At 55.5% G+C, this 19,718-nt stretch carries 23 protein-coding genes and 1 riboswitch; of the genes, 12 read left to right on the forward strand and 11 right to left on the reverse strand.

Features of this window, described 5'->3' with window-relative positions:
• Nucleotide 1: 1 nt before the first annotated feature.
• From pduM to pduA, 11 genes are read right to left on the reverse strand one after another with little or no spacing between them, the layout of a single operon-like run.
• On the reverse strand, nt 2-493 hold the full coding sequence (gene pduM, locus ACLJRU_RS05635; protein ID WP_001012968.1) for a propanediol utilization microcompartment protein PduM: 492 nt from the start codon (nt 491-493) through the stop codon (nt 2-4).
• Nucleotides 490-1,122 (reverse strand): phosphate propanoyltransferase, encoded by a 633-nt coding sequence (locus ACLJRU_RS05640; protein ID WP_001540344.1) that lies wholly within the window; start codon nt 1,120-1,122, stop codon nt 490-492. Before ACLJRU_RS05640 ends, pduM begins: the two co-directional genes overlap by 4 nt.
• A complete protein-coding gene (gene pduK / locus ACLJRU_RS05645) occupies nt 1,122-1,604 on the reverse strand; it encodes a propanediol utilization microcompartment protein PduK (protein WP_077916186.1) in 483 nt (160 codons plus the stop codon). The genes ACLJRU_RS05640 and pduK overlap by 1 nt, the downstream gene beginning before the upstream one ends.
• Nucleotides 1,605-1,607: 3 nt before the next feature.
• Nucleotides 1,608-1,883, reverse strand: a complete 276-nt coding sequence (gene pduJ / locus ACLJRU_RS05650) for a propanediol utilization microcompartment protein PduJ (RefSeq protein WP_001057868.1) — start codon at nt 1,881-1,883, stop codon at nt 1,608-1,610.
• Between the two features lie 18 nt (nt 1,884-1,901).
• Entirely contained in the window at nt 1,902-2,252 is a 351-nt protein-coding gene (gene pduH / locus ACLJRU_RS05655) for a propanediol dehydratase reactivase beta subunit PduH (protein ID WP_000377977.1), read from the reverse strand.
• A complete protein-coding gene (pduG, locus tag ACLJRU_RS05660; protein ID WP_038394007.1) occupies nt 2,242-4,074 on the reverse strand; it encodes a propanediol dehydratase reactivase alpha subunit PduG in 1,833 nt (610 codons plus the stop codon). The genes pduH and pduG overlap by 11 nt, the downstream gene beginning before the upstream one ends.
• A 15-nt stretch (nt 4,075-4,089) precedes the next feature.
• Nucleotides 4,090-4,611 carry a propanediol dehydratase small subunit PduE gene (gene pduE, locus ACLJRU_RS05665; RefSeq protein WP_001090606.1) on the reverse strand — a complete coding sequence of 174 codons (522 nt, stop codon included), beginning with the start codon at nt 4,609-4,611 and terminating at the stop codon, nt 4,090-4,092.
• 14 nt (nt 4,612-4,625) lie between these two features.
• A complete protein-coding gene (gene pduD, locus ACLJRU_RS05670) occupies nt 4,626-5,300 on the reverse strand; it encodes a propanediol dehydratase medium subunit PduD (protein WP_000405049.1) in 675 nt (224 codons plus the stop codon).
• Between the two features lie 10 nt (nt 5,301-5,310).
• Nucleotides 5,311-6,975, reverse strand: a complete 1,665-nt coding sequence (pduC, locus tag ACLJRU_RS05675) for a propanediol dehydratase large subunit PduC (protein ID WP_023235040.1) — start codon at nt 6,973-6,975, stop codon at nt 5,311-5,313.
• Between the two features lie 18 nt (nt 6,976-6,993).
• Nucleotides 6,994-7,806 carry a propanediol utilization microcompartment protein PduB gene (gene pduB / locus ACLJRU_RS05680; RefSeq protein ID WP_000097498.1) on the reverse strand — a complete coding sequence of 271 codons (813 nt, stop codon included), beginning with the start codon at nt 7,804-7,806 and terminating at the stop codon, nt 6,994-6,996.
• Nucleotides 7,803-8,087, reverse strand: coding sequence for a propanediol utilization microcompartment protein PduA (pduA, locus tag ACLJRU_RS05685; RefSeq protein WP_001183618.1), 285 nt, complete (start codon nt 8,085-8,087; stop codon nt 7,803-7,805). The genes pduB and pduA overlap by 4 nt, the downstream gene beginning before the upstream one ends.
• A gap of 524 nt (nt 8,088-8,611) precedes the next feature.
• On the opposite strand from pduA, the gene pduF reads away from it, so the two are divergent.
• The 12 genes from pduF to ACLJRU_RS05745 all read left to right on the forward strand — a co-directional run bounded on the left by pduF (nt 8,612) and on the right by ACLJRU_RS05745 (nt 19,716).
• Entirely contained in the window at nt 8,612-9,406 is a 795-nt protein-coding gene (pduF, locus tag ACLJRU_RS05690) for a propanediol diffusion facilitator PduF (protein ID WP_001000023.1), read from the forward strand.
• Between the two features lie 216 nt (nt 9,407-9,622).
• Nucleotides 9,623-10,534, forward strand: a complete 912-nt coding sequence (gene pocR / locus ACLJRU_RS05695) for a transcriptional regulator PocR (protein WP_001540335.1) — start codon at nt 9,623-9,625, stop codon at nt 10,532-10,534.
• A gap of 325 nt (nt 10,535-10,859) precedes the next feature.
• A riboswitch (cobalamin riboswitch) is annotated at nt 10,860-11,035 on the forward strand.
• Between the two features lie 96 nt (nt 11,036-11,131).
• A complete protein-coding gene (locus tag ACLJRU_RS05700) occupies nt 11,132-12,511 on the forward strand; it encodes a cobyrinate a,c-diamide synthase (RefSeq protein ID WP_001540333.1) in 1,380 nt (459 codons plus the stop codon).
• On the forward strand, nt 12,508-13,461 hold the full coding sequence (gene cbiB / locus ACLJRU_RS05705) for an adenosylcobinamide-phosphate synthase CbiB (protein WP_187790673.1): 954 nt from the start codon (nt 12,508-12,510) through the stop codon (nt 13,459-13,461). The genes ACLJRU_RS05700 and cbiB overlap by 4 nt, the downstream gene beginning before the upstream one ends.
• A 10-nt stretch (nt 13,462-13,471) precedes the next feature.
• Complete coding sequence (locus tag ACLJRU_RS05710) at nt 13,472-14,104, forward strand: cobalt-precorrin-8 methylmutase (RefSeq protein WP_000558989.1); 633 nt, start codon at nt 13,472-13,474, stop codon at nt 14,102-14,104.
• Entirely contained in the window at nt 14,104-15,243 is a 1,140-nt protein-coding gene (cbiD, locus tag ACLJRU_RS05715) for a cobalt-precorrin-5B (C(1))-methyltransferase CbiD (protein ID WP_001292914.1), read from the forward strand. The genes ACLJRU_RS05710 and cbiD overlap by 1 nt, the downstream gene beginning before the upstream one ends.
• Nucleotides 15,237-15,842, forward strand: coding sequence for a cobalt-precorrin-7 (C(5))-methyltransferase (locus ACLJRU_RS05720; RefSeq protein WP_000958844.1), 606 nt, complete (start codon nt 15,237-15,239; stop codon nt 15,840-15,842). Before cbiD ends, ACLJRU_RS05720 begins: the two co-directional genes overlap by 7 nt.
• Complete coding sequence (locus ACLJRU_RS05725; RefSeq protein ID WP_000650985.1) at nt 15,832-16,410, forward strand: decarboxylating cobalt-precorrin-6B (C(15))-methyltransferase; 579 nt, start codon at nt 15,832-15,834, stop codon at nt 16,408-16,410. The genes ACLJRU_RS05720 and ACLJRU_RS05725 overlap by 11 nt, the downstream gene beginning before the upstream one ends.
• A complete protein-coding gene (locus ACLJRU_RS05730) occupies nt 16,394-17,167 on the forward strand; it encodes a cobalt-precorrin-4 methyltransferase (protein ID WP_000004877.1) in 774 nt (257 codons plus the stop codon). Before ACLJRU_RS05725 ends, ACLJRU_RS05730 begins: the two co-directional genes overlap by 17 nt.
• Nucleotides 17,148-18,203 carry a cobalt-precorrin 5A hydrolase gene (gene cbiG, locus ACLJRU_RS05735; protein WP_001098927.1) on the forward strand — a complete coding sequence of 352 codons (1,056 nt, stop codon included), beginning with the start codon at nt 17,148-17,150 and terminating at the stop codon, nt 18,201-18,203. Before ACLJRU_RS05730 ends, cbiG begins: the two co-directional genes overlap by 20 nt.
• The gene (locus ACLJRU_RS05740) at nt 18,203-18,928 is read left to right on the forward strand and encodes a precorrin-3B C(17)-methyltransferase (RefSeq protein ID WP_000953637.1); all 726 of its coding nucleotides are present in this window, start codon (nt 18,203-18,205) and stop codon (nt 18,926-18,928) included. Before cbiG ends, ACLJRU_RS05740 begins: the two co-directional genes overlap by 1 nt.
• The gene (locus ACLJRU_RS05745; RefSeq protein WP_023235039.1) at nt 18,925-19,716 is read left to right on the forward strand and encodes a cobalt-precorrin-6A reductase; all 792 of its coding nucleotides are present in this window, start codon (nt 18,925-18,927) and stop codon (nt 19,714-19,716) included. Before ACLJRU_RS05740 ends, ACLJRU_RS05745 begins: the two co-directional genes overlap by 4 nt.
• Nucleotides 19,717-19,718: the final 2 nt, after the last annotated feature.

Here is a 19,718-nt window from a genome sequence, read left to right on the forward strand (position 1 = left end):
TTTACTCCTGCTTAATTAATTGAATATTCCGCGCATTGGCCGCGTCACGCGCCATGGCGGTCACGATGCATTTGCGGTGGACAACCACACGCCCCCGGCTTAGCAGCGCGACATCGCGATAGCTCAGCACCGAACCCGCATGCAGAACCAGCGGCAGTCCGTGCTCATCGGTGAATACCAGCGGCAGACGAGCCAGTTTTTTTACCGGGATAACCGGCAGCAGCTGGCTGTGCAGGCTGAGCTGTACGCGGATGCCAAACGCCAGCGCGTCGTGAATTTTCCGGGCGGCGGCATCGCCGGTTTCTGCATCCGCAAGCTGACCCAGCAGCGGCAGGTCGACGAGCAGGATGCGTAGCGACGCGTGCTGACAGAACAGTGCAGGACAGTCGGCATCGCGAAGTTGCGTAACGCTCAGCGTCGCCGTGCTCTGGGCACGGCGCTGCAGCCGGGAGACAATCTCCTCGACAATGCGCTGCAGGGTTTCGCCGTTCATCGCGGGCCTACCAGCCGGGCAAAGGCCTGCGGGTTATCGGCACCAGCGGCGTTGGCTTCATCGGTATCAATGTGCATTTCGAGGCGCATGTCCGGTGAAACGCGAATCGCCACGTTGTTGAAAATCAGCCCGCGATCGTCACCTTCAATCGCCACTGAAACCCTATCGCCGTGGGAAACCCGCAGGATCAGCGCATCAAGCGGCGACATATGGATATGCCGCTGCGCGACGATAACCCCGGAAGGTAGCTCCAGTTCGGCAAAGGGGCTGACCAGGCGGATGCCCGGTGTGCCCTTCAGGTTGCCGGACATTCTCAGCGGCGCGGCAATCCCCAGCGTTCTCGCATCGGTACGCGAAATTTCCACCTGGCTTACCGAGCGCAGCGGGCCGAGCAGGCGCACATTTTTGAGCTGCCCTTTCGGTCCCACCAGGGTGACGGTTTGCTCCGCGGCGTATTGTCCCGGCTGCAGCAGCGCTTTTTTTTCGCTGATGGGATGGCCGGGAAACAGCCGCTCATAATCCTGCGCGGACAGGTGGATATGACGGTTTGAGACGCCCAGCGGAATAGGCCGCTGGCGCATCTCGTCGAGAACTTTACTGACCGTTGATTGCAGAAGCTCTTTATCCATTACGCTTCACCTCGCTTGCCAGAATGAATGCAAAGCGTACGAGGTTCGCCCTTCTGGCGCGGACATTTTGGATCCAGACACAGATTGCAGCTGACCAGTTCTGATTCCTGCGGGGCCTCTTCGGCTGGCGCTTCAGAAACGACATCAGCTATCTCTGACGCTTCAGGCTCAGGTTCAATGAGGGAGGGGGAGGGTGTCTCTGCGAGCAGGATCCCTTCTCCGGGCCTGGCGATAACCTTGTGGGCCACCAGACCATTCCGCTGTTCGGCAAATTGCGCACCGGTGGTGATGGCCGCCTGCACGGAGGCCACATCACCGGTAATTTTAATCACCATCCAGCCTGAACCATTGGTCTTTTCGAGAGCGAGCAGCGTGATAGAAGCGGATTTCGCCATGATATCGGCGCAGCTGATAGCCAGTGCCAGACCACAAACTTCAAGTAATCCCAGTGATTGCTTCACGCGGTGCTCCTTATTCGCCATCGATTAGGCTGATTTCGGTAAAATGGCCTCAACATCACTGTGCGGACGCGGGATAACGTGGCAGGATTTCACTTCACCCACTACGCTTGCCGCTGCGCTGCCTGCATCTACGGCTGCTTTAACCGCGCCGACGTCGCCGCGAACCATGACGGTAACCAGGCCAGAACCAATTTTTTCGTAGCCCACCAGCTGTACGTTGGCGGATTTCACCATTGCGTCGGCGGCTTCAATGGCGCCGACCAGCCCTTTTGTTTCAACCAGTCCCTGTGCGTTATTCATACTGCCGTTCTCCTGTGATTAAGCATGGAGATCCCGAAAAGGGATCCCTTTGACCAGCCGTGCCGCGTTATTACCGGTGTTGCGTTGGGCCTGACTGTCCTGATGATGCATCAGCGTAAAAAGCGGTGCCGATGCGGGTAAATTCTTGTAATGTACGACCAGCGTATGGCGATCGCAGGCGATGCCGACCAGCAGCGGCGAGCTGCGCGCCGCCTGCCAGGCGCTGTCAACGACATCTCCAGCCGGGTGACGCTGAAGCAGGAAAGGGATGCCTTCCTCTTCGATACCCAGCAGCACTTCGTGCCAGAGGCTGGCGCAGTCGTTGATAACGGTAATGACGATGGCCGGGGCGCTGTGATTACTGTCCATATGCAAATTCCTTGTGCCAGGAGAGAATCAGGCCGGTGGCCACCGCGTTTCTTGGGCCTTCGCTGCCGCGAATATTTCCTCGCCCGGCGACCAGGCGGTAGTGCGCCAGCGCATCGGTGACCAGCTGCGGAACTTCGAAATCCAGCGACGAGCCGCCGACCAGCACCACGAACGGAATATCGCGAATGTTGCCGGTTGGACTGACCTGACGCAGCGCGCGCAGGGCGTTGGTGACAAAGACGCGTTCTTTAGCGCTGCGGCGAATGGCGCGCACTTTTTCCAGCGCTAAGTCGCCGGGAAGCGGCACCAGTTCGTCCGGTTTCACCACGCAGACGCGGGCGAACACGGCGGGAGGCAGCGGCGTCGGGAAGAACTGGACGCTGCCGTCCTCGTGGCGTAAGTGGAACAGGCTTTCGACCTTCGCCAGCGGGTATTTTTTGATCTCTTCCGCCAGATAGCGGTCTTCCAGCCCCAGCTCGCGGGCAATAATCATCGTCACCATGTCGCCTGCACCGGCGAGGTGAGTGGCGATGATTTCGCCTTTAGGGTTGATGATGGAGGCATCGGTGGAGCCCGCGCCGAGGTCAAGGATCGCCAGCGGTCGGGTGGTACCCGGCGTGGTCAGCGCGCCCAGAATGGCGGCTTCAGCCTCAGCGCCGCCGATCTGCACGTCGATATTAAGCTTCTGCTCAATTTCACGGGCAATTATCGCCATCTGCAGACGGTCTGATTTCACCATCGAGGCGATGCCGACGGCCTGCTCCAGTGAGAACTCCCCGGCCAGACCGCCGGTGACGCTCACCGGAACCGAGGTGTCAACGGCCAGAAGATCCTGAATGAAAATCTCGCTGCTGGGCTTATTGGTTAGGTCGGCCATGGTCTGGCGTACGTGCTCCAGCATGCCGCCGATATTGGTCCCGGCCTCGCCAGTGACGTTGTCGAGCTTGCCGCAGCCGTCCACCGCTTTCATGATAGCTTCGGCACCGGCGGCAACATCCACGCGCACGGTACGACCCTGAGCCTGCAGCTCCAGGTTACCGGCGGGTATTGCGCGCGCTTTGACGTCGCCGGATGGCGTTTTAACCACCACGGCGGAACGGTTGCCAATCAGCGCGCGCGCCATCGGGACGATGTTTTTCGTCTCATCGGCGTTGAGGTTGAATACGGTGGCGATGCCGTAAGGGTTGGAGAGGGTCTCGATAACCTTCCCCGGCACGGCGACTTCAATCGCCGCCAGCATCCCCAGAGGAATGCGGTCGATGTACAGAACCTCGTCAACGATCGGCAGCGATTTTTCCAGCCGGTTGCTGACCAGTACGCCATCGTCGCGCTGCAAAATGACGCCGGTAATCTGGTATCCGGCACGCATTGAGGCGTTGATAACATTGGCGATGTCGGCAAAATCGAATGCCGATGACACCACCAGAATATAGGACGAGTCCGCCGGGCGGGTTAACAGCTCCTCCGGCGTAATCGTGATACCCACACCAAGGCCTACTCCGCCCGGTGTTTTTGGGTTATGGCCGATCATTGTCGATTCGGTGATGATGGTTTCGGTAATGGTTTCCATCGCCACATCGCCAATCACCGGCGTGGCTTCGTTAATGCGGATGAGCGAAATATCGCTGACATTGATCCCCGCGCGCTTTGCGACGAGGGCGAGCGCTTCCTGAATGCCGAACACGTTACGCAACGTGCCTTTGATCCCGGTGGTTTCCGCCAGCGCGCTGTGCGTAATCGTCAGTGCGCCAGTCTCATCTTGCCGCGCCAGTGCGACTTCCGTTGATGAGTTACCGATGTCAATGCCAGCTATATATCGCATTGTCTACCCCTAAAGTTAATCGTCGCCTTTGAGTTTTTTACGCTCGACATACAGCGTTGCCGCTTCGCGAACGAAAGCTGCGCAGATCTTCGCCTGATAGCGGTTTTCGAGATCGTCGGCGATAGCCATCAGCTCTTCTTTCGTCGAGCGATAGGGGCGAAGGGCGTTGTAGATTTCAAGAATGCGATCGTCCGGTACCGCGGTCAGTTCGGCGGCGCGTTCAAAGTTCATCGCCAGCCGGTCGCGGCCCGCATCTTTGGCGATAGACGCCTGTAAGCGCAGGGTTTCCGGGGTAATACGCATATCCTGAGCGGTGACTTTATTGCTCAGCACGTTTTCCAGCGTAAAGTCGTCCAGCGTTTTATTGGTGGCGGTTTTCACCCATTCCGGGTGTTTGTTCGCCAGCGGGTAGTCGCTGACCTTTGCGCTGCGGGACGTGCCGCCTGCCGCCGAAGCCGCGGCTGGCGCATCGCCCTGCAGGCTGTTCATGCGGCTCAATACGTCCCGAACCATCGATTCAATTGCGTCGGTATTCATGGAGTTATCCTTTATCAAAGCGCCACGCGCAGTTCCTGCGGGTTTTTGCCCGTCACGACGTACTTGGTCTCTTTAATGTGCAAAATGGCCGACTTTGCCTGGTACTTCGGGCGTGCCATCTGGTCATTCAGCGTAGGGACCGGCTGCGGTGATTCGCGTTTCGCATAACGGGCGGCGTTTTTACCAATCTGACGGTAGGTTTCCAGCGTCAGCAGCGGTGCTTGCGGGAACAGCTCCAGGTTGGAGAGCGGCGGTAGTCCCTGCTGGTGGATAACCGTAGTGCCTTTCGACTGGATGCCGATGGAAATGCCGGAGCCGCTCAGGCGGTTACCTTCAACGGCGACGAACGCCACGTCGGAAGATTTAAAGCAGCGAATCACGCGCGCCCTGATACCTTCTTCTTCAATACCGGCAATGACTTCGCGCAGGATGCTCTTATGCGGTAAGCCGACGATATTAACAGTCTGTGCCAGGCCAAATGCCGGGCCGACGGCGATAATGACTTCGTCCTGCTGAGTACCCTGGCGAGCTTCGCCCACTTCGGTCAGAAAGCCGTCGCCCGCAGGCGCAGCGGTCTGTGGTGCTGTGGATGCCGCAGGCGCATTAAACGAGACGGGTTTATCGCTGCCCTTCATATCGCGGAGCACGTCTTCAATTATCTGGCGCAGCAATTTTTCATTAATTTCCATTTCTCACCCCTTAATCAATCTCGTTGGGATCAAGAGCGCCAGGGATGTTTTTAATCTCTTCCCAGCGTTCTCCCTGCAGGCGATAACCTGTTGCCGGACCGGCATAGTCATTGACGTCATTAACCGCAGAGAGCACTTGTCCGTCGCCGACGATAATGGCGGAGGTGTGCAAATAGTCGCCGGTTAGCTTGGCTTTCTGGATGTTGAGCATGTCCTGGGCCACGTCGGTAAACCCGCCCTGCGCCAGCGCTTTAACGACTTCCAGACCGTTGCGGTTTTTATTGATGATTTCCTGGGCGAACTTGATGTCTTCGACGATGTTACGCTCCGGCATATCTTTCGAACCGCGGGCATAGGTCGCGGCTTCAACTTCTTCATCGGTAATCGGCGGTAGTCCCATTCCGGCAAACACGGCCTGCAGCGCGCGGGCGGCTTTGTTACGGATGGCGATAACGTCCTCTTCACGAACCGGGCGCAGACCGCCGTCCACTTTCAGGTCACGCTGGATAACGTTGTAGTCGTCAAAGTCTTCCGCATCTTCGTTGGAACCGGCGAACATGTTGTCGTAGTTCGGCACCGCGGAATAACCGGAGGAGATAAAGTCGGTACCCGGCAGGAACTGCATCAGCAGGCGCGCGGTACGACGCATATCGGAGTGGGTGAAGGTCTGGTCGTTACTGGAGGCGCATTCCAGATCCAGTGACGAGCAGATCAGGTTTTCCGCCAGCACGGCACGAATACCTGACGGCACGGCAGACGGTACGCCGATACAGCTTACGGAGCCGTTTTGCAGCCCCTGAACGCCCGCGGCTTTGGTGATATAGATGCAGCGCGCTTCCAGATACAGCATGGATTTGCCTTCGGCGTAGCCCATCTGCACTTCGGAGCCGGAGCCGGAGGTGAAGCGCATTTTCAGGCCGCGAGAGGCGTAGGAGGAGGCTAAGAAGCCCTTCGACCATGGTGTATCGTCACCGTCGGTGAAGACCGGCTCGGTGCCGTAAACGGAGATGGTTTCGGCGTAGCAGGTGTGGCCCAGCATGCCGAGCTTCAGCTCGGTGGCTTCTTCCAGTGAGCACTGCGTCAGTACGCCCGGACGACCAACCTGAGAGCCGACCAACAGCGCGATGGCGTTGAACGGCGCGTAGCGTGCTACCGCAACCGTGGTTTCTTGTTCGTCAAACCCGCGCCATGCGCCTTCGGCGGCGTCGGCGGCAATTTGCACCGGGTTGTCTTTAACGTTGGTGACGTGCGCCTGCTGAGATGGCGTGCGGCGGGCGCGCATTTTCTGCATCGCCATCATCATCTCAACCACGTTCATATGCGAAACCACTTCAACAATTTTCGCCGGGGTCATCGCGGTGGTTAGCGGGACGATTTCGCTGCGCTTGACGTTCGGATCGCACAGCATGTTAGCCAGCTTGATCGAATCCATCGCCATCACTTCTTCGGCGCGGTTCAGGTTGATGCCGTAGCGGGCGATAAAGTGGTCGATCAGGTCGAATTCGCTAACCGGTTTTCCGTCCAGCTCGGTTACCGCGCCGTTAACGATTTTTATCGACGGTTTTGGGTCGTTCGGGCTTTCCATCGCGATAAAGCCTTCTTCGATCCACTCCTTAACAAAGCCGTCCTGATTCACAGGGCGTTTCGCCAGTGCTTCAAATCTTTTCGATCTCATGAATCAGCCTCGTGGGTATCAGATGTAGGACGGGCGATCGTTTTTCGGTTCAGAACCGAGGGTCGCAAGGACGGTTTTGCCGATTTCGCGGGCGGAGGTCACCGCCTGACGGACCGCGCCGGAGTCGCCGGAAATCACCAGAATAGATTCGTTACTAAAGCTGGTGCCGTGCGCCGGAGAGCTGTACGCCACGACTTCAACGTTGGCTGACTTCAGCGCGGTATCGGCCATCAGTACGCCGACGGAAGCCGGAGCGCCGACGATAATGCCGCAGGCGCGGCCAATCGGCGCGCCGAACGCTTTTTCCAGCGCATAGCTGGCGCGAGCGGTGTACTGCAGCTCGATATGTCCGGCTTCGTTGCCGTAAACATCACCGAAGGTGCGGTCCAGCTCTTTCAGCGCGACTTCGATACCGCGCTTGACGTCGGATACATCGTTACCGCCTAAAATAATCAGCGAACCGTGGCCCGCTCCGCCTTTGGTATCGCGCGGCAGCTCAATGCTGACCACTTCGGTGTTGGTGGCTTTCACCGCTTCGTCCGCCGCCATAATGTGCGGGCCTGCGCCGGTGCGGGCGCCGAGAATACCGATGGAACGATAGCGCTTCTCAAGCTTCATCGCGTCCAGCAGGGCGGTATCGACGTTGGCGATAACCAGGCCCAGGGTATCGCCAATGGCGGTCCCGACAAATTCCGTTAAACTGCAGCTTTTTTCTGCCATAGCCGTCTCTCGTATAGGTTGGGGTTGACCAGGGATGGCCTGTTGTTCCGGCGTTGCCACACGGGCAATCACCTGCGCCATGATCTGTTCCACCAGCTCATTGCTGCTCATTGGCTAATTCCCTTCGGTAAGATTTTTTCTACATCGGTGTGAGGGCGTGGGATGACGTGTACGGCTTTCACTTCACCCACGTTGCGTGCGGCTGCGGCACCTGCATCGGTGGCCGCTTTGACCGCGCCAACATCGCCGCGCACGATGACGGTTACCAGCCCGGAGCCAATCTTTTCATAGCCCACTAACATCACATTGGCTGACTTAACCATTGCATCAGCGGCCTCTATGGCTGCGGTTAAGCCTTTGGTTTCTACCATTCCTAGTGCTTCTTGTTGCATAAAGACCTCGCATGGAGTGTTCCGATAGTTGGGACTATAAGAAGATGCGAGGAAAAAGAATGGCTGACTTGCTGTTGAGCATCAGAAAATAATGAGAAAGCAATATGACTAAATTGCCTTTTATTTTTATAACTCATTGATAATCAATATTTAATTTATTATTGTCTATATGATTATTTTGTTTTTATTATTTCATTTTTACATTTTTGTTAGTGACGAGAGTATTTTTATTTGATATGGCGAAAGACGCAAAATGTGATGTTTATTCGAAATTGATAAGTTGGCTTGTGCAATATTTTATTATTTCAACAGGCGTATTTTATAGCTCAAATTTCCCGTGTGATGGGCTGATAAAAATATCGGAAAAGCAAAATTTTGCTATCGCAACACGATTTTTCCGGAAGGCAGGCCCGCAGGTTGCCAACAATTTACAGGCGGCACTTTTTATAGTGAGGTTAGCTGTACTCCACCGCCAGCCGAAACTTGCGCTGGCCAGGACACGAACTTTGCTCAGAAGGTGTCACATGAATGATTCTCTAAAGGCGCAATGTGGTGCGGAATTTTTAGGCACCGGACTCTTTTTGTTTTTTGGTATCGGTTGTTTGAGCGCGCTCAAAGTCGCAGGCGCCAGCCTCGGATTATGGGAGATTTGCATTATTTGGGGGCTTGGAATTTCACTGGCCGTTTACCTTACTGCCGGAATCTCCGGCGGACATCTTAACCCTGCGGTGACGATTGCGCTGTGGCTGTTTGCCTGCTTCCCCAAACAGAAAGTATTGCCTTATATTATTGCCCAGTTTGCCGGCGCTTTTGGCGGCGCTCTGCTGGCGTATGTGCTTTATAGTAGCCTTTTTACTGAATTTGAGACTGCGCATCATATGGTGCGCGGTAGCGTCGAAAGTTTGCAATTAGCCAGCATTTTCAGTACCTATCCGGCCGCAGCGCTAAATGTATGGCAGGCTGCGTTGGTGGAAGTGGTCATTACGTCGATTCTGATGGGCATGATCATGGCATTGACGGATGATGGCAATGGCATTCCTAAAGGGCCGCTTGCGCCTTTGCTTATTGGGATACTGGTTGCCGTTATCGGCGCGTCTACTGGACCCCTTACCGGTTTTGCAATGAACCCGGCGCGTGATTTCGGTCCCAAACTGTTCACATGGTTAGCGGGGTGGGGGAACATGGCGATGAGCGGTGGGCGAGAGATCCCTTATTTTATCGTGCCGATTGTCGCGCCTGTTATCGGCGCCTGTGCCGGAGCAGCCATATATCGCTATTTTATTGGTAAGAATTTACCTTGTAACCGCTGTGAACTGTAAGGAAATGCGAACCAGATTCACAGCAATCATGTATCGTAAAAACAGGTGAGATAATTTCGTGATCTGCTTTCACGAACTGATCAAAACGTCTCCCAGCAATGGGAGACTTTTGATATTGTCATTGTACTTTTTATCAGGGCCAGGATAATGGTAATAAAAAGTGAATGTAAATAATGTGTTTTGTTTATAACAATAAATTAACTGAGGGGTTTTATCATGATTTCTGCGAGCGCTCTGAACTCAGAACTCATTAATAAAATCGCACAGGATTTTGCACAAGCCACCGGTCTGGCGGTTGTGGTTGTCAATATTCATGGTGATGAAATATCTGAGCTATTCAATTTCACGCCGTTTTGTCAGTTGATGCGGCAGCATCCCCAGCATAGTACACGTTGTCGTATGAGCGATCGCTGCGGGGGACTGGAGGCATCGAAGTCCGATCAACCCTGTATTTATCGTTGTCATGCCGGTCTAACGGATTTTTCTATTCCGCTGGTAATCGCAGGGCATTTAGTTGGCTTTGTTTTATGCGGGCAGGTTCGTTTAAGTAATGACGTGGAGCTGGTAAACATTCTTAATGTTGACGATCGCTGGCAGGCTGACCCTGAGCTCTTGAATGAATTTCGGAATGTGCCAGAGATGGACTATTCACGCGTTATCGCTTCCTCCGATCTTCTTAAACTGATTGTTGAGAATTGCCTGAAAAAACAGCTCAATTTCGTGGTTATCAAAGACAATCCGCAGCAATCGGAGGCAAATAAAACCACTCGTGGTCCCACTCCGCATGACAGTAAAATGAAAAAAGCGCTTCGCTATATTGATGCGCATTTGTCCGACGATCTTCGTCTTGAGGATGTCGCCTCACATGTCTATCTCAGCCCCTATTACTTCAGTAAGCTATTCAAGAAATATCAGGGAATCGGATTTAATGCGTGGGTAAACCGCCAGAGAATGGTTAGCGCCAGAGAATTGCTTTGCCATAGTGACTGGAGTATTGCCAGTATTGCGCGTAATTTAGGCTTTTCGCAAACCAGCTATTTTTGCAAAGTCTTCCGCCAGACCTATCAGGTTACGCCGCAGGCTTATCGCCAGCAGATAAATGAGAATTCTCATCCTCCATCGTTATGAATAGCAATATTTTGCTATTGCCGATTTTTGATAGTCTTTTGTATCTTAATCATTTCAGAAAGAAAATTTATCTGGTGTAACAATAAATTGTCATAGCGCAACAAAATAATAAAATTTAGGGCATAAACTGCACCAGTTTTTATTTTTGTGATGAAGTACAGTGTCAGGAAAGATAAGTTTTATTACGCTTTGTCGATACGTTTTATCGTCAATATACCGGTAAGGATGAGTAGATTAACGTCAGATGAGCAACCGCTCAGGCTATTGCTCACAGAAATGTAAAACGTAGCACATTATTAATTGCCGTTATGGGTGTGCAGTACAGCCATAACGTAAACCAACAGGTTTGCCACATTTGTGGTAGGGAAGGGGGTGAAAATCCCCCGCAGCCCCCGCTGCTGTGATGCTGACGACCCCGTAAAGACCACTGATCGCAAGATTGGGAAGGACGGGCGAGGAGGACGCTAAGCCAGAAGACCTGCCTGTTGGTGATAACCAACAACTTCGGTGGGAAGTGGGTTGCGAAGACGCGTACAGTCGAAAGACTGAACATGCGCGTACCTGTATACCCCTACCACCCTGAACAGGATCAGGGTAATGGCGGCAAGGCATCACGCATTTATTCTTGCAGGCACAGGAAGCGGTTGCGGCAAAACCACGGTGACGCTTGGTTTGTTGAGGCTGCTGCAAAAACGCGCGCTGCGCGTACAGCCGTTTAAAGTTGGGCCAGATTACCTTGATACCGGCTGGCATACCGCTATCTGTGGCGTGGCGTCCCGTAATCTTGACAGTTTCATGCTTCCTCCTCCTGTTCTCAACGCCTTATTTTGCGAACAAATGCGGCAGGCGGATATCGCCGTCATCGAGGGTGTCATGGGGCTGTATGACGGCTATGGCGTCGACCCCAATTATTGCAGCACAGCCGCAATGGCGAAACAGCTTGGTTGCCCGGTCATCCTACTGGTGGACGGCAAGGCTGTTTCAACGTCGCTTGCGGCTATCGTGATGGGATTTCAGCACTTCGACCCGACCCTCAACCTCGCGGGCGTGATTGTGAATCGCGTCACTAGCGACGCCCACTATCAGCTCCTCAAAAATGCCATTGAACATTATTGCTCACTGCCGGTACTGGGGTATGTCCCTCCTTGCGACGGCGTCGCATTACCTGAACGCCACCTGGGGTTGATTACCGCCAGAGAATCCCTCGTCAATCAGCAATCATGGCATGATTTTGCCGCCTCGCTGGAACAAACAGTGGATGTGGATGCGCTACTCTCGCTGAGCGTGTTATCAGCGCTTCCGACGGGAATGTGGCCTGAGCGCCCCGATAACACAGCGGGGGCAGGGCTGACGCTTGCTCTGGCGGATGATGAGGCCTTTAACTTTTATTATCCCGATAACATCGATTTGCTGGAGCGTGCCGGCGTTAACATTGTGCGTTTTAGCCCACTGCATGACCGCGCATTGCCTGATTGTCAGATGATCTGGCTGGGCGGTGGATATCCTGAATTATACGCCGCGGATCTGGCGGCAAATACGGCGATGTTAAAACATTTGCGGGCGGCGCATCAGCGCGGCGTGGCGATTTACGCGGAGTGTGGCGGTCTGATGTATCTGGGGAGCACTCTGGAGGATAGCGGTGGGGAAATTCATCAGATGGCGAATATTATCCCCGGTCACAGCAAAATGGGTAAGCGACTTACCCGCTTTGGTTACTGTGAGGCGCAGGCTATGCAGCCAACGCTATTGGCGGTGCCTGGCGAGATAGTGCGCGGCCATGAATTTCACTACTCAGATTTTATCCCCGAAACACCCGCCGTTATGGCCTGTCGTAAGGTTCGCGATGGCCGCGTGTTACAGGAATGGACTGGCGGCTGGCAGACAGGCAACACGTTTGCCACCTATCTGCACGTCCATTTCGCCCAGCGTCCGGAAATGTTGCAGCACTGGCTGGCGGCGGCGAGGCGCGTATTATGATGATTCTTGCCTGGTGTATCGCCTGGGTGCTGGATTTTATCATCGGCGACCCTCAACACTGGCCCCATCCGGTACGCTGGATAGGTCGTTTAATCACGTTTGTGCAGCGTATTGTGCGTCGCTATTGTCCCGGCGATAAAGCGCTGCGGATTGGCGGCGGCGTAATGTGGGTTGTGGTTGTCGGGGCGACCTGGGGCGTGGCATGGGGCGTACTGGCGCTGGCGCAGCGGATTCACCCCTGGTTTGGCTGGAGCGTCGAAGTCTGGATGATCTTTACCACGCTGGCCGGACGCTCTCTGGCCCGCGCCGCACAGGAGGTTGAACGACCGTTACGGGAGAACGACCTTGCGGAAAGCCGAATAAAACTCTCCTGGATCGTCGGGCGCGATACGTCGCAACTTCAGCCAGCGCAGATCAATCGCGCCGTGGTGGAAACGGTTGCAGAAAACACCGTTGACGGCATTATCGCGCCGCTCTTTTTCCTCTTTCTCGGCGGCGCGCCGCTGGCGATGGCCTACAAAGCCGTCAATACCCTGGATTCAATGGTGGGCTACAAACATGAAAAATACCGGGCGATTGGTATGGTCAGCGCCCGTATGGACGACGTAGCGAACTATCTTCCTGCCCGACTGAGCTGGCTGTTGCTGGGCATTGCGGCAGGACTGTGTCGCCTGAGTGGTTGGCGTGCGCTGCGTATTGGCTGGCGTGACCGTTATAACCACAGTAGCCCAAATTGCGCCTGGTCGGAAGCGTGTGTGGCCGGCGCCTTAGGTATCCAGCTCGGCGGCCCAAATAACTACTTTGGCGAGCGTGTGGACAAGCCCTGGATAGGCGACGCGCAGCGCGATATTTCCGTGGACGATATTTCCCGAACGATTCGATTGATGTGGGTCGCTTCAACCCTGGCGCTGTTTATTGCGGCGCGGTGCGGGTTATCTGGCCTGGCCTGAGGACGACAGTATGCATTATATCCAGCAGCCCCAAACCATTGAGGCCAACAGTTTCACCATTATTAGCGACATTATTCGCGAAACGCGTCCTGATTACCGTTTCGCCAGTCCGCTCCATGAGGCCATTATCAAGCGGGTTATTCATACCACCGCCGATTTCGACTGGCTGGACATTTTGTGGTTCTCTGCCGATGCGCTGGAACAGCTTTGTGATGCGTTACGCCATCCGTGCATTATTTATACCGATACCACGATGGCGCTGTCCGGCATTAATAAAAGATTACTGGCGACGTTTGGCGGCGAGTGTCGCTGTTATATCAGCGAGCCGCGCGTGGTGCGCGCCGCAAAAACGCAGGGGATTACCCGTTCAATGGCCGCCGTCGATATCGCTATCGCCGAGGAGGAGAAAAACAAGCTCTTTGTTTTCGGTAATGCGCCGACGGCCCTGTTCCGTTTGCTTGAACATAACGTGACGGTGAGCGGCGTGGTGGGCGTACCGGTAGGCTTTGTCGGCGCGGCGGAGTCCAAAGAGGCACTCACCCATAGCCATTTCCCCGCGGTTGCCGCGTTAGGGCGTAAAGGCGGCAGTAACGTGGCTGCCGCTATCGTCAATGCGCTGCTCTATCACCTCCGGGAGGCCTGATGAGCGAGCTTTCTTTTGACGCGCCGGTCTGGCACCACGGTAAAGCGTTACGTAAAGGATATACCACCGGTTCCTGCGCGACGGCGGCGGCAAAAGTCGCCGCGCTGATGGTATTGCGTCAACATCTGATTCATCAGGTCTCCATCGTCACGCCGTCGGGCGTCACGCTATGCCTGAACGTGGAGTCGCCGCACATTGAAGGCCAGCAGGCGATAGCCGCAATTCGTAAAGATGGCGGCGATGATGTGGATGCCACGCACGGAATGCTGATTTTTGCCCGCGTTACGCTCAACGACAGCGGTGAGATTACGCTCACTGGCGGCGAAGGTATTGGTACGGTAACGCGTAAAGGGGTTGGACTACCGCTCGGGAGCGCTGCCATCAATCGTACGCCGCGTCATACCATTGAATCTGCGGTGCGCGAAGCGATAGGCCCAGCGCGTGGGGCCGATGTGGAGATTTTTGCCCCGGAAGGCGAAGCGCGGGCGCAAAAAACGTATAACTCGCGGCTTGGCATTCTTGGCGGCATTTCCATTATTGGCACTACCGGCATTGTGACACCGATGTCGGAAGAAAGCTGGAAACGCTCGCTATCGCTGGAACTGGAGATCAAACGGGCGTCAGGATTAACGCGGGTGATACTCGTGCCGGGCAACCACGGCGAACGGTTTGTTCGCGAACAAATGGGCGTCGACACACAGGCGGTCGTCACCATGAGCAATTTTGTCGGCTACATGATTGAAGAGGCGGTACGGCTGGGATTTTGCCAGATAGTGCTGGTGGGGCATCCTGGAAAACTGATCAAAATTGCCGCCGGGATCTTTCATACCCATAGCCATATTGCCGATGCGCGCATGGAAACGCTGGTCGCGCATTTAGCTTTACTGGGCGCGCCGCTGGAGTTACTCACCCTGGTCGGCGATTGCGATACCACTGAAGCGGCAATGGAGCACATTGAAGCATATGGCTTCGGGCATATCTATAACCATCTTGCCAGGCGTATTTGTTTGCGAGTCATGCAGATGCTGCGTTTTACCAAAACGCCGCCTGTCTGCGACGCCATCCTGTTTTCTTTTGATAACCATATTCTCGGCAGTAATCGTCCCGTCGACGAGATTGCTAAGGAGCTGCAATGCTAACGGTCGTGGGAATGGGGCCCGCCGGACGGCATTTGATGACCCCTGCGGCGCTGGAAGCGATAGACCACGCCGATGCGCTGGCAGGCGGTAAACGGCATTTGGCGCAGTTTCCGGCGTTTGGCGGCGAACGATTTACGCTGGGCGCGGATATTGGCGCGTTGTTGTCTTGGATTGCCACCCGTCGGGATAAAGGGATCGTGGTGCTGGCCTCCGGCGATCCGCTGTTTTATGGCATTGGTACACGCCTGGTGGCGCATTTTGGTATCGAACAGGTTCGCATTATCCCTGGCATCAGCGCCGTACAGTATCTGTGCGCACAGGCTGGAATTGATATGAATGACATGTGGTTGACCAGTAGCCACGGTCGTTGCGTCAGCTTCGATCAGTTGGCGAGCCATCGCAAAGTGGCGATGGTCACGGATGCCCGCTGCGGGCCGCGAGAAATCGCGCGGGAACTGGTCGCGCGGGGCAAAGGGCATCGCTTAATGGTGATTGGTGAAAATCTGGCGATGGAAAATGAGCGGATCCACTGGCTACCCGTCAGTGCGGTCAACGCCGACTATGAAATGAATGCAGTGGTGATCCTGGATGAAAGATGAGCTTTTTCTGCGCGGCGAGAACGTGCCAATGACCAAAGAGGCGGTACGGGCGCTGGCGCTGTCGAAACTTGAGCTCCACCGCGCCAGTCACCTGATTGACGTCGGGGCGGGAACGGGAAGCGTCTCAATTGAAGCGGCGCTGCAATTTCCTTCGTTGCAGGTGACGGCTATCGAGCGTAATCCTGCCGCGCTACGGCTGCTTGATGAGAATCGTCAGCGCTTTGCCTGCGGCAATATCGATATTCTCCCCGGCGAAGCGCCAATGACCATAACCGGGAAAGCCGATGCGGTGTTTATGGGCGGCAGCGGCGGGCATCTGACGGCGCTGATTGACTGGGCGATGGGTCATCTGCATCCCGGTGGCCGTCTGGTGATGACCTTTATCTTGCAGGAAAACCTTCATAGCGCGCTGGCGCATCTTGCCCACATCGGCGCATGTCGAATGGACTGTGTACAGCTTCAGCTTTCATCGTTAACGCCGCTGGGGGCGGGACACTATTTCAAACCGAACAATCCTGTTTTTGTTATCGCCTGTCAGAAGGAAGAAAACCATGTCAGAGACATTTGATCCACGCTGTGTATGGTTCGTCGGCGCCGGGCCGGGCAATCGCGAGCTGATCACGCTTAAAGGCTACCGCCTGCTGCAACAGGCGCAGGTAGTTATCTATGCCGGTTCGCTGATCAATACCGAACTGCTGGATTACTGCCCCGCGCAGGCAGAACGTTATGACAGCGCCGAACTGCATCTTGAGCAGATTATCGAGCTGATGGCCGCGGGCGTGAAAGCGGGAAAAACGGTGGTGCGTTTGCAAACGGGCGATGTCTCGCTGTACGGCTCCGTACGTGAGCAAGGCGAAGAGTTAACCCGCCGTGGTATCGACTGGCAGGTAGTGCCTGGCGTCAGCGCGTTTCTCGGCGCTGCTGCGGAGCTGGGTGTGGAGTATACCGTACCGGAGGTATCGCAGAGTCTCATTATTACCCGTCTGGAAGGGCGCACGCCAGTACCGGCGCGCGAACAACTGGAGGCGTTCGCCAGTCACCAGACGTCGATGGCGATTTATCTCTCCGTTCAGCGTATTCACCGAGTGGCGGAACGTCTCATTGCCGGCGGTTATCCGGCAGCTACGCCTGTCGCGGTCATCTATAAGGCTACCTGGCCGGAAAGCCAGACCGTTCGCGGCACGTTAGCGGATATTAGCGACAAAGTACGTGATGCTGGCATCCGTAAGACGGCGCTGATTCTGGTCGGGAATTTTCTGGGTAAGGAGTATCACTACTCAAGACTTTATGCAGCGGACTTTAGCCATGAATACCGTAAAGCCTGAATCCATTGCGTTGTTTTGCCTGACGCCCGGCGGCGTGGCGCTGGCAAAGAGACTCTCCGCGATGCTGCCGTTAACCTGCTTTACCAGTGAAAAACTGCGGGAAGAGGGATTTATTCCCTTCGATGGCGGATTCGCTAATACCGCCCGGCAGGCTTTTACCACTTATACCGCGCTTATTTTTATCGGCGCGACCGGCATTGCCGTTCGTGTCCTGGCGCCGTTAGTGAACGACAAGTTCAGCGATCCGGCGGTGGTCGTCATTGATGAACGTGGTCAGCATGTCATTAGCCTGCTTTCCGGTCATGCGGGCGGGGCCAATGCCTTGACGCGCTACCTGGCAGGAATGTTAGGCGCCGATCCGGTGATTACCACGGCAACGGATGTCAATGAGATGTCCGCGTTGGACACCTTAGCTTTCCAGCTTAACGCCCGCATGTCCGATCTTCGCACGGCGGTAAAAACCGTTAACCAGATGTTGGTCAGTCATCAACGGGTGGGGTTATGGTGGGATGCCGAACTAACGGAAGAGATCGGCCAGTGCGATATTCGTGGTTTTATCCCTGTTGATGATTTGCAGAGATTGCCTGAACTGGATGCGCTTATCTGCGTCTCTTTGCGTAATGACCTCCCTGAGCTTCCCGTACTGCACTGGAAACTGGTGCCCCAGCGTGTGGTGGCGGGAATTGGCTGTCGCCGCGATACGCCATTTCCCCTGTTAGCGACATTACTGGCGCGTCAGCTTGAAGCGCAGAAACTCGATCCGCTGGCGTTAAAAGCGATTGGCAGCGTCACGCTCAAAAAAGGGGAGCCGGGGCTTATTCAGCTCGCCTCCTGCTGCCGCGTGCCTTTTAAAACCTTTACCGCCGAAGCGTTGCGTGAATTCGAACACCATTTTCCCGGTTCTGGCTTCGTCAGAAAAACGGTGGGCGTTGGCAGCGTATCCGGCCCGGCAGCGTGGTTATTAAGCCAGGGACAATTGTTAGGCGAGACCCTGCGAGAACAGGGCGTCACTATTACTTTAGGAGTTGCACACTGATGTTGAGCGTAATTGGTATTGGCCCCGGTTCGCAGGCAATGATGACGATGGAGGCGATTGAGGCGCTTCAGGCGGCGGAAATCGTCGTGGGTTACAAAACCTATACCCATCTGGTTAAAGCATTCACTGGCGACAAACAGGTGATCAAGACCGGCATGTGTAAGGAAATTGAACGCTGCCAGGCGGCTATTGAACTGGCGCAGGCCGGGCATAACGTCGCGCTCATCAGCAGCGGCGACGCCGGTATTTACGGCATGGCGGGTCTGGTGCTGGAACTGGTCGGCAAGCAAAAACTGGACGTCGAGGTGCGGCTCATTCCTGGCATGACCGCCAGCATCGCCGCCGCCTCTTTATTGGGCGCGCCGCTGATGCATGACTTCTGCCATATCAGCCTCAGCGACCTGCTGACCCCGTGGCCGGTTATTGAAAAACGCATCGTTGCCGCCGGAGAGGCAGACTTTGTTATCTGTTTTTACAACCCGCGCAGCCGCGGGCGCGAAGGGCATCTGGCGCGCGCGTTTGACCTGCTTGCCGCCAGTAAAAGCGCGCAGACGCCGGTTGGCGTGGTGAAATCCGCCGGACGTAAAAAAGAGGAAAAATGGCTGACTACGCTCGGCGATATGGATTTTGAACCGGTAGATATGACCAGTCTGGTCATCGTTGGTAATAAAACGACCTATGTTCAGGATGGGCTGATGATAACGCCGCGAGGTTACACGCTGTGAATGAGGGGGAAGTGCTGGTGGTGGGCGGCACCAGCGATGCGCGCGCGTTATGCCGACAACTGGATGCAGCGAACGTCGCGTACACCTTATCCGTGGCGACGCCAGCCGGAAAAGCGCTGGCTGGCGACATTAAAGGACAGGTGCGCTGTGGTCGTCTGGAGTACGGGCAGATGGTTGCCTGGCTAAAAGAAAACCGTACTCGCTGGGTAATAGATGCGTCGCATCTTTATGCAGAAATGGTCAGCCATAACCTCCTTCGCGCCTGTGAAACGGCGGGCGTGTTGTTAAGTCGTTATCAGCGTCCGGAGCAGCTTAGCAATCTGACGCATCCGCTTCTCTATACGGCGCGCAGTATTGCCGATGCCTGCGAGATAGCGAGGCGTTTTGGTCCGCGCGTGTTACTGACGACCGGCAGTAAAGATCTGGCCGCCTGGCGTGCCGGGCTGGCGGAAAAAACGTTGCTGGCGCGCGTACTGCCCGTGGCGGAGGTGATTCAACGCTGCAGCGAACTGGGGTTCGGCGTTGGAGAAATTTTCGCACTGTGTGGGCCGTTCAGCGCTGATTTTAACGCCGCGTTTTACCTCCAGTGCCGGGCCGACGTAGTCATTACCAAAGCGTCCGGCGCGGAGGGGGGATATCAGGAAAAAGTTCAGCCCTGTCTGGATGCGGGCATTCCCTGCATCGTTATTGCGCGCCCGACGCCGCTTGTGACGGGTGATGAGTTACTGGAAAGCCAGGCCGCCTTTGCGCAGCGTTTATCGCGCTGGCTGGCCGCAGCTAAGGAGTAAAA

The sequence above is a fragment of the Salmonella sp. SAL00653 genome (genome assembly GCF_046552515.1).
GTDB lineage: Bacteria > Pseudomonadota > Gammaproteobacteria > Enterobacterales > Enterobacteriaceae > Salmonella > Salmonella enterica.

Coding starts and splice junctions, on each gene's coding strand:
- pduB (WP_000097498.1), bottom strand. CDS start 7,806: ATGAGCAGCAATGAGCTGGTGGAACAGATCATGGCGCAGGTGATTGCC.
- pduD (WP_000405049.1), bottom strand. CDS start 5,300: ATGGAAATTAATGAAAAATTGCTGCGCCAGATAATTGAAGACGTGCTC.
- pduA (WP_001183618.1), bottom strand. CDS start 8,087: ATGCAACAAGAAGCACTAGGAATGGTAGAAACCAAAGGCTTAACCGCA.
- pduJ (WP_001057868.1), bottom strand. CDS start 1,883: ATGAATAACGCACAGGGACTGGTTGAAACAAAAGGGCTGGTCGGCGCC.
- ACLJRU_RS05725 (WP_000650985.1), top strand. CDS start 15,832: ATGAAAGATGAGCTTTTTCTGCGCGGCGAGAACGTGCCAATGACCAAA.
- ACLJRU_RS05730 (WP_000004877.1), top strand. CDS start 16,394: ATGTCAGAGACATTTGATCCACGCTGTGTATGGTTCGTCGGCGCCGGG.
- pduC (WP_023235040.1), bottom strand. CDS start 6,975: ATGAGATCGAAAAGATTTGAAGCACTGGCGAAACGCCCTGTGAATCAG.
- pocR (WP_001540335.1), top strand. CDS start 9,623: ATGATTTCTGCGAGCGCTCTGAACTCAGAACTCATTAATAAAATCGCA.
- cbiG (WP_001098927.1), top strand. CDS start 17,148: ATGAATACCGTAAAGCCTGAATCCATTGCGTTGTTTTGCCTGACGCCC.
- cbiD (WP_001292914.1), top strand. CDS start 14,104: ATGAGCGAGCTTTCTTTTGACGCGCCGGTCTGGCACCACGGTAAAGCG.
- pduH (WP_000377977.1), bottom strand. CDS start 2,252: ATGGACAGTAATCACAGCGCCCCGGCCATCGTCATTACCGTTATCAAC.
- ACLJRU_RS05710 (WP_000558989.1), top strand. CDS start 13,472: ATGCATTATATCCAGCAGCCCCAAACCATTGAGGCCAACAGTTTCACC.
- ACLJRU_RS05700 (WP_001540333.1), top strand. CDS start 11,132: ATGGCGGCAAGGCATCACGCATTTATTCTTGCAGGCACAGGAAGCGGT.
- pduG (WP_038394007.1), bottom strand. CDS start 4,074: ATGCGATATATAGCTGGCATTGACATCGGTAACTCATCAACGGAAGTC.
- ACLJRU_RS05740 (WP_000953637.1), top strand. CDS start 18,203: ATGTTGAGCGTAATTGGTATTGGCCCCGGTTCGCAGGCAATGATGACG.
- pduF (WP_001000023.1), top strand. CDS start 8,612: ATGAATGATTCTCTAAAGGCGCAATGTGGTGCGGAATTTTTAGGCACC.
- ACLJRU_RS05640 (WP_001540344.1), bottom strand. CDS start 1,122: ATGGATAAAGAGCTTCTGCAATCAACGGTCAGTAAAGTTCTCGACGAG.
- pduK (WP_077916186.1), bottom strand. CDS start 1,604: ATGGCGAATAAGGAGCACCGCGTGAAGCAATCACTGGGATTACTTGAA.
- cbiB (WP_187790673.1), top strand. CDS start 12,508: ATGATGATTCTTGCCTGGTGTATCGCCTGGGTGCTGGATTTTATCATC.
- ACLJRU_RS05720 (WP_000958844.1), top strand. CDS start 15,237: ATGCTAACGGTCGTGGGAATGGGGCCCGCCGGACGGCATTTGATGACC.
- pduE (WP_001090606.1), bottom strand. CDS start 4,611: ATGAATACCGACGCAATTGAATCGATGGTTCGGGACGTATTGAGCCGC.
- pduM (WP_001012968.1), bottom strand. CDS start 493: ATGAACGGCGAAACCCTGCAGCGCATTGTCGAGGAGATTGTCTCCCGG.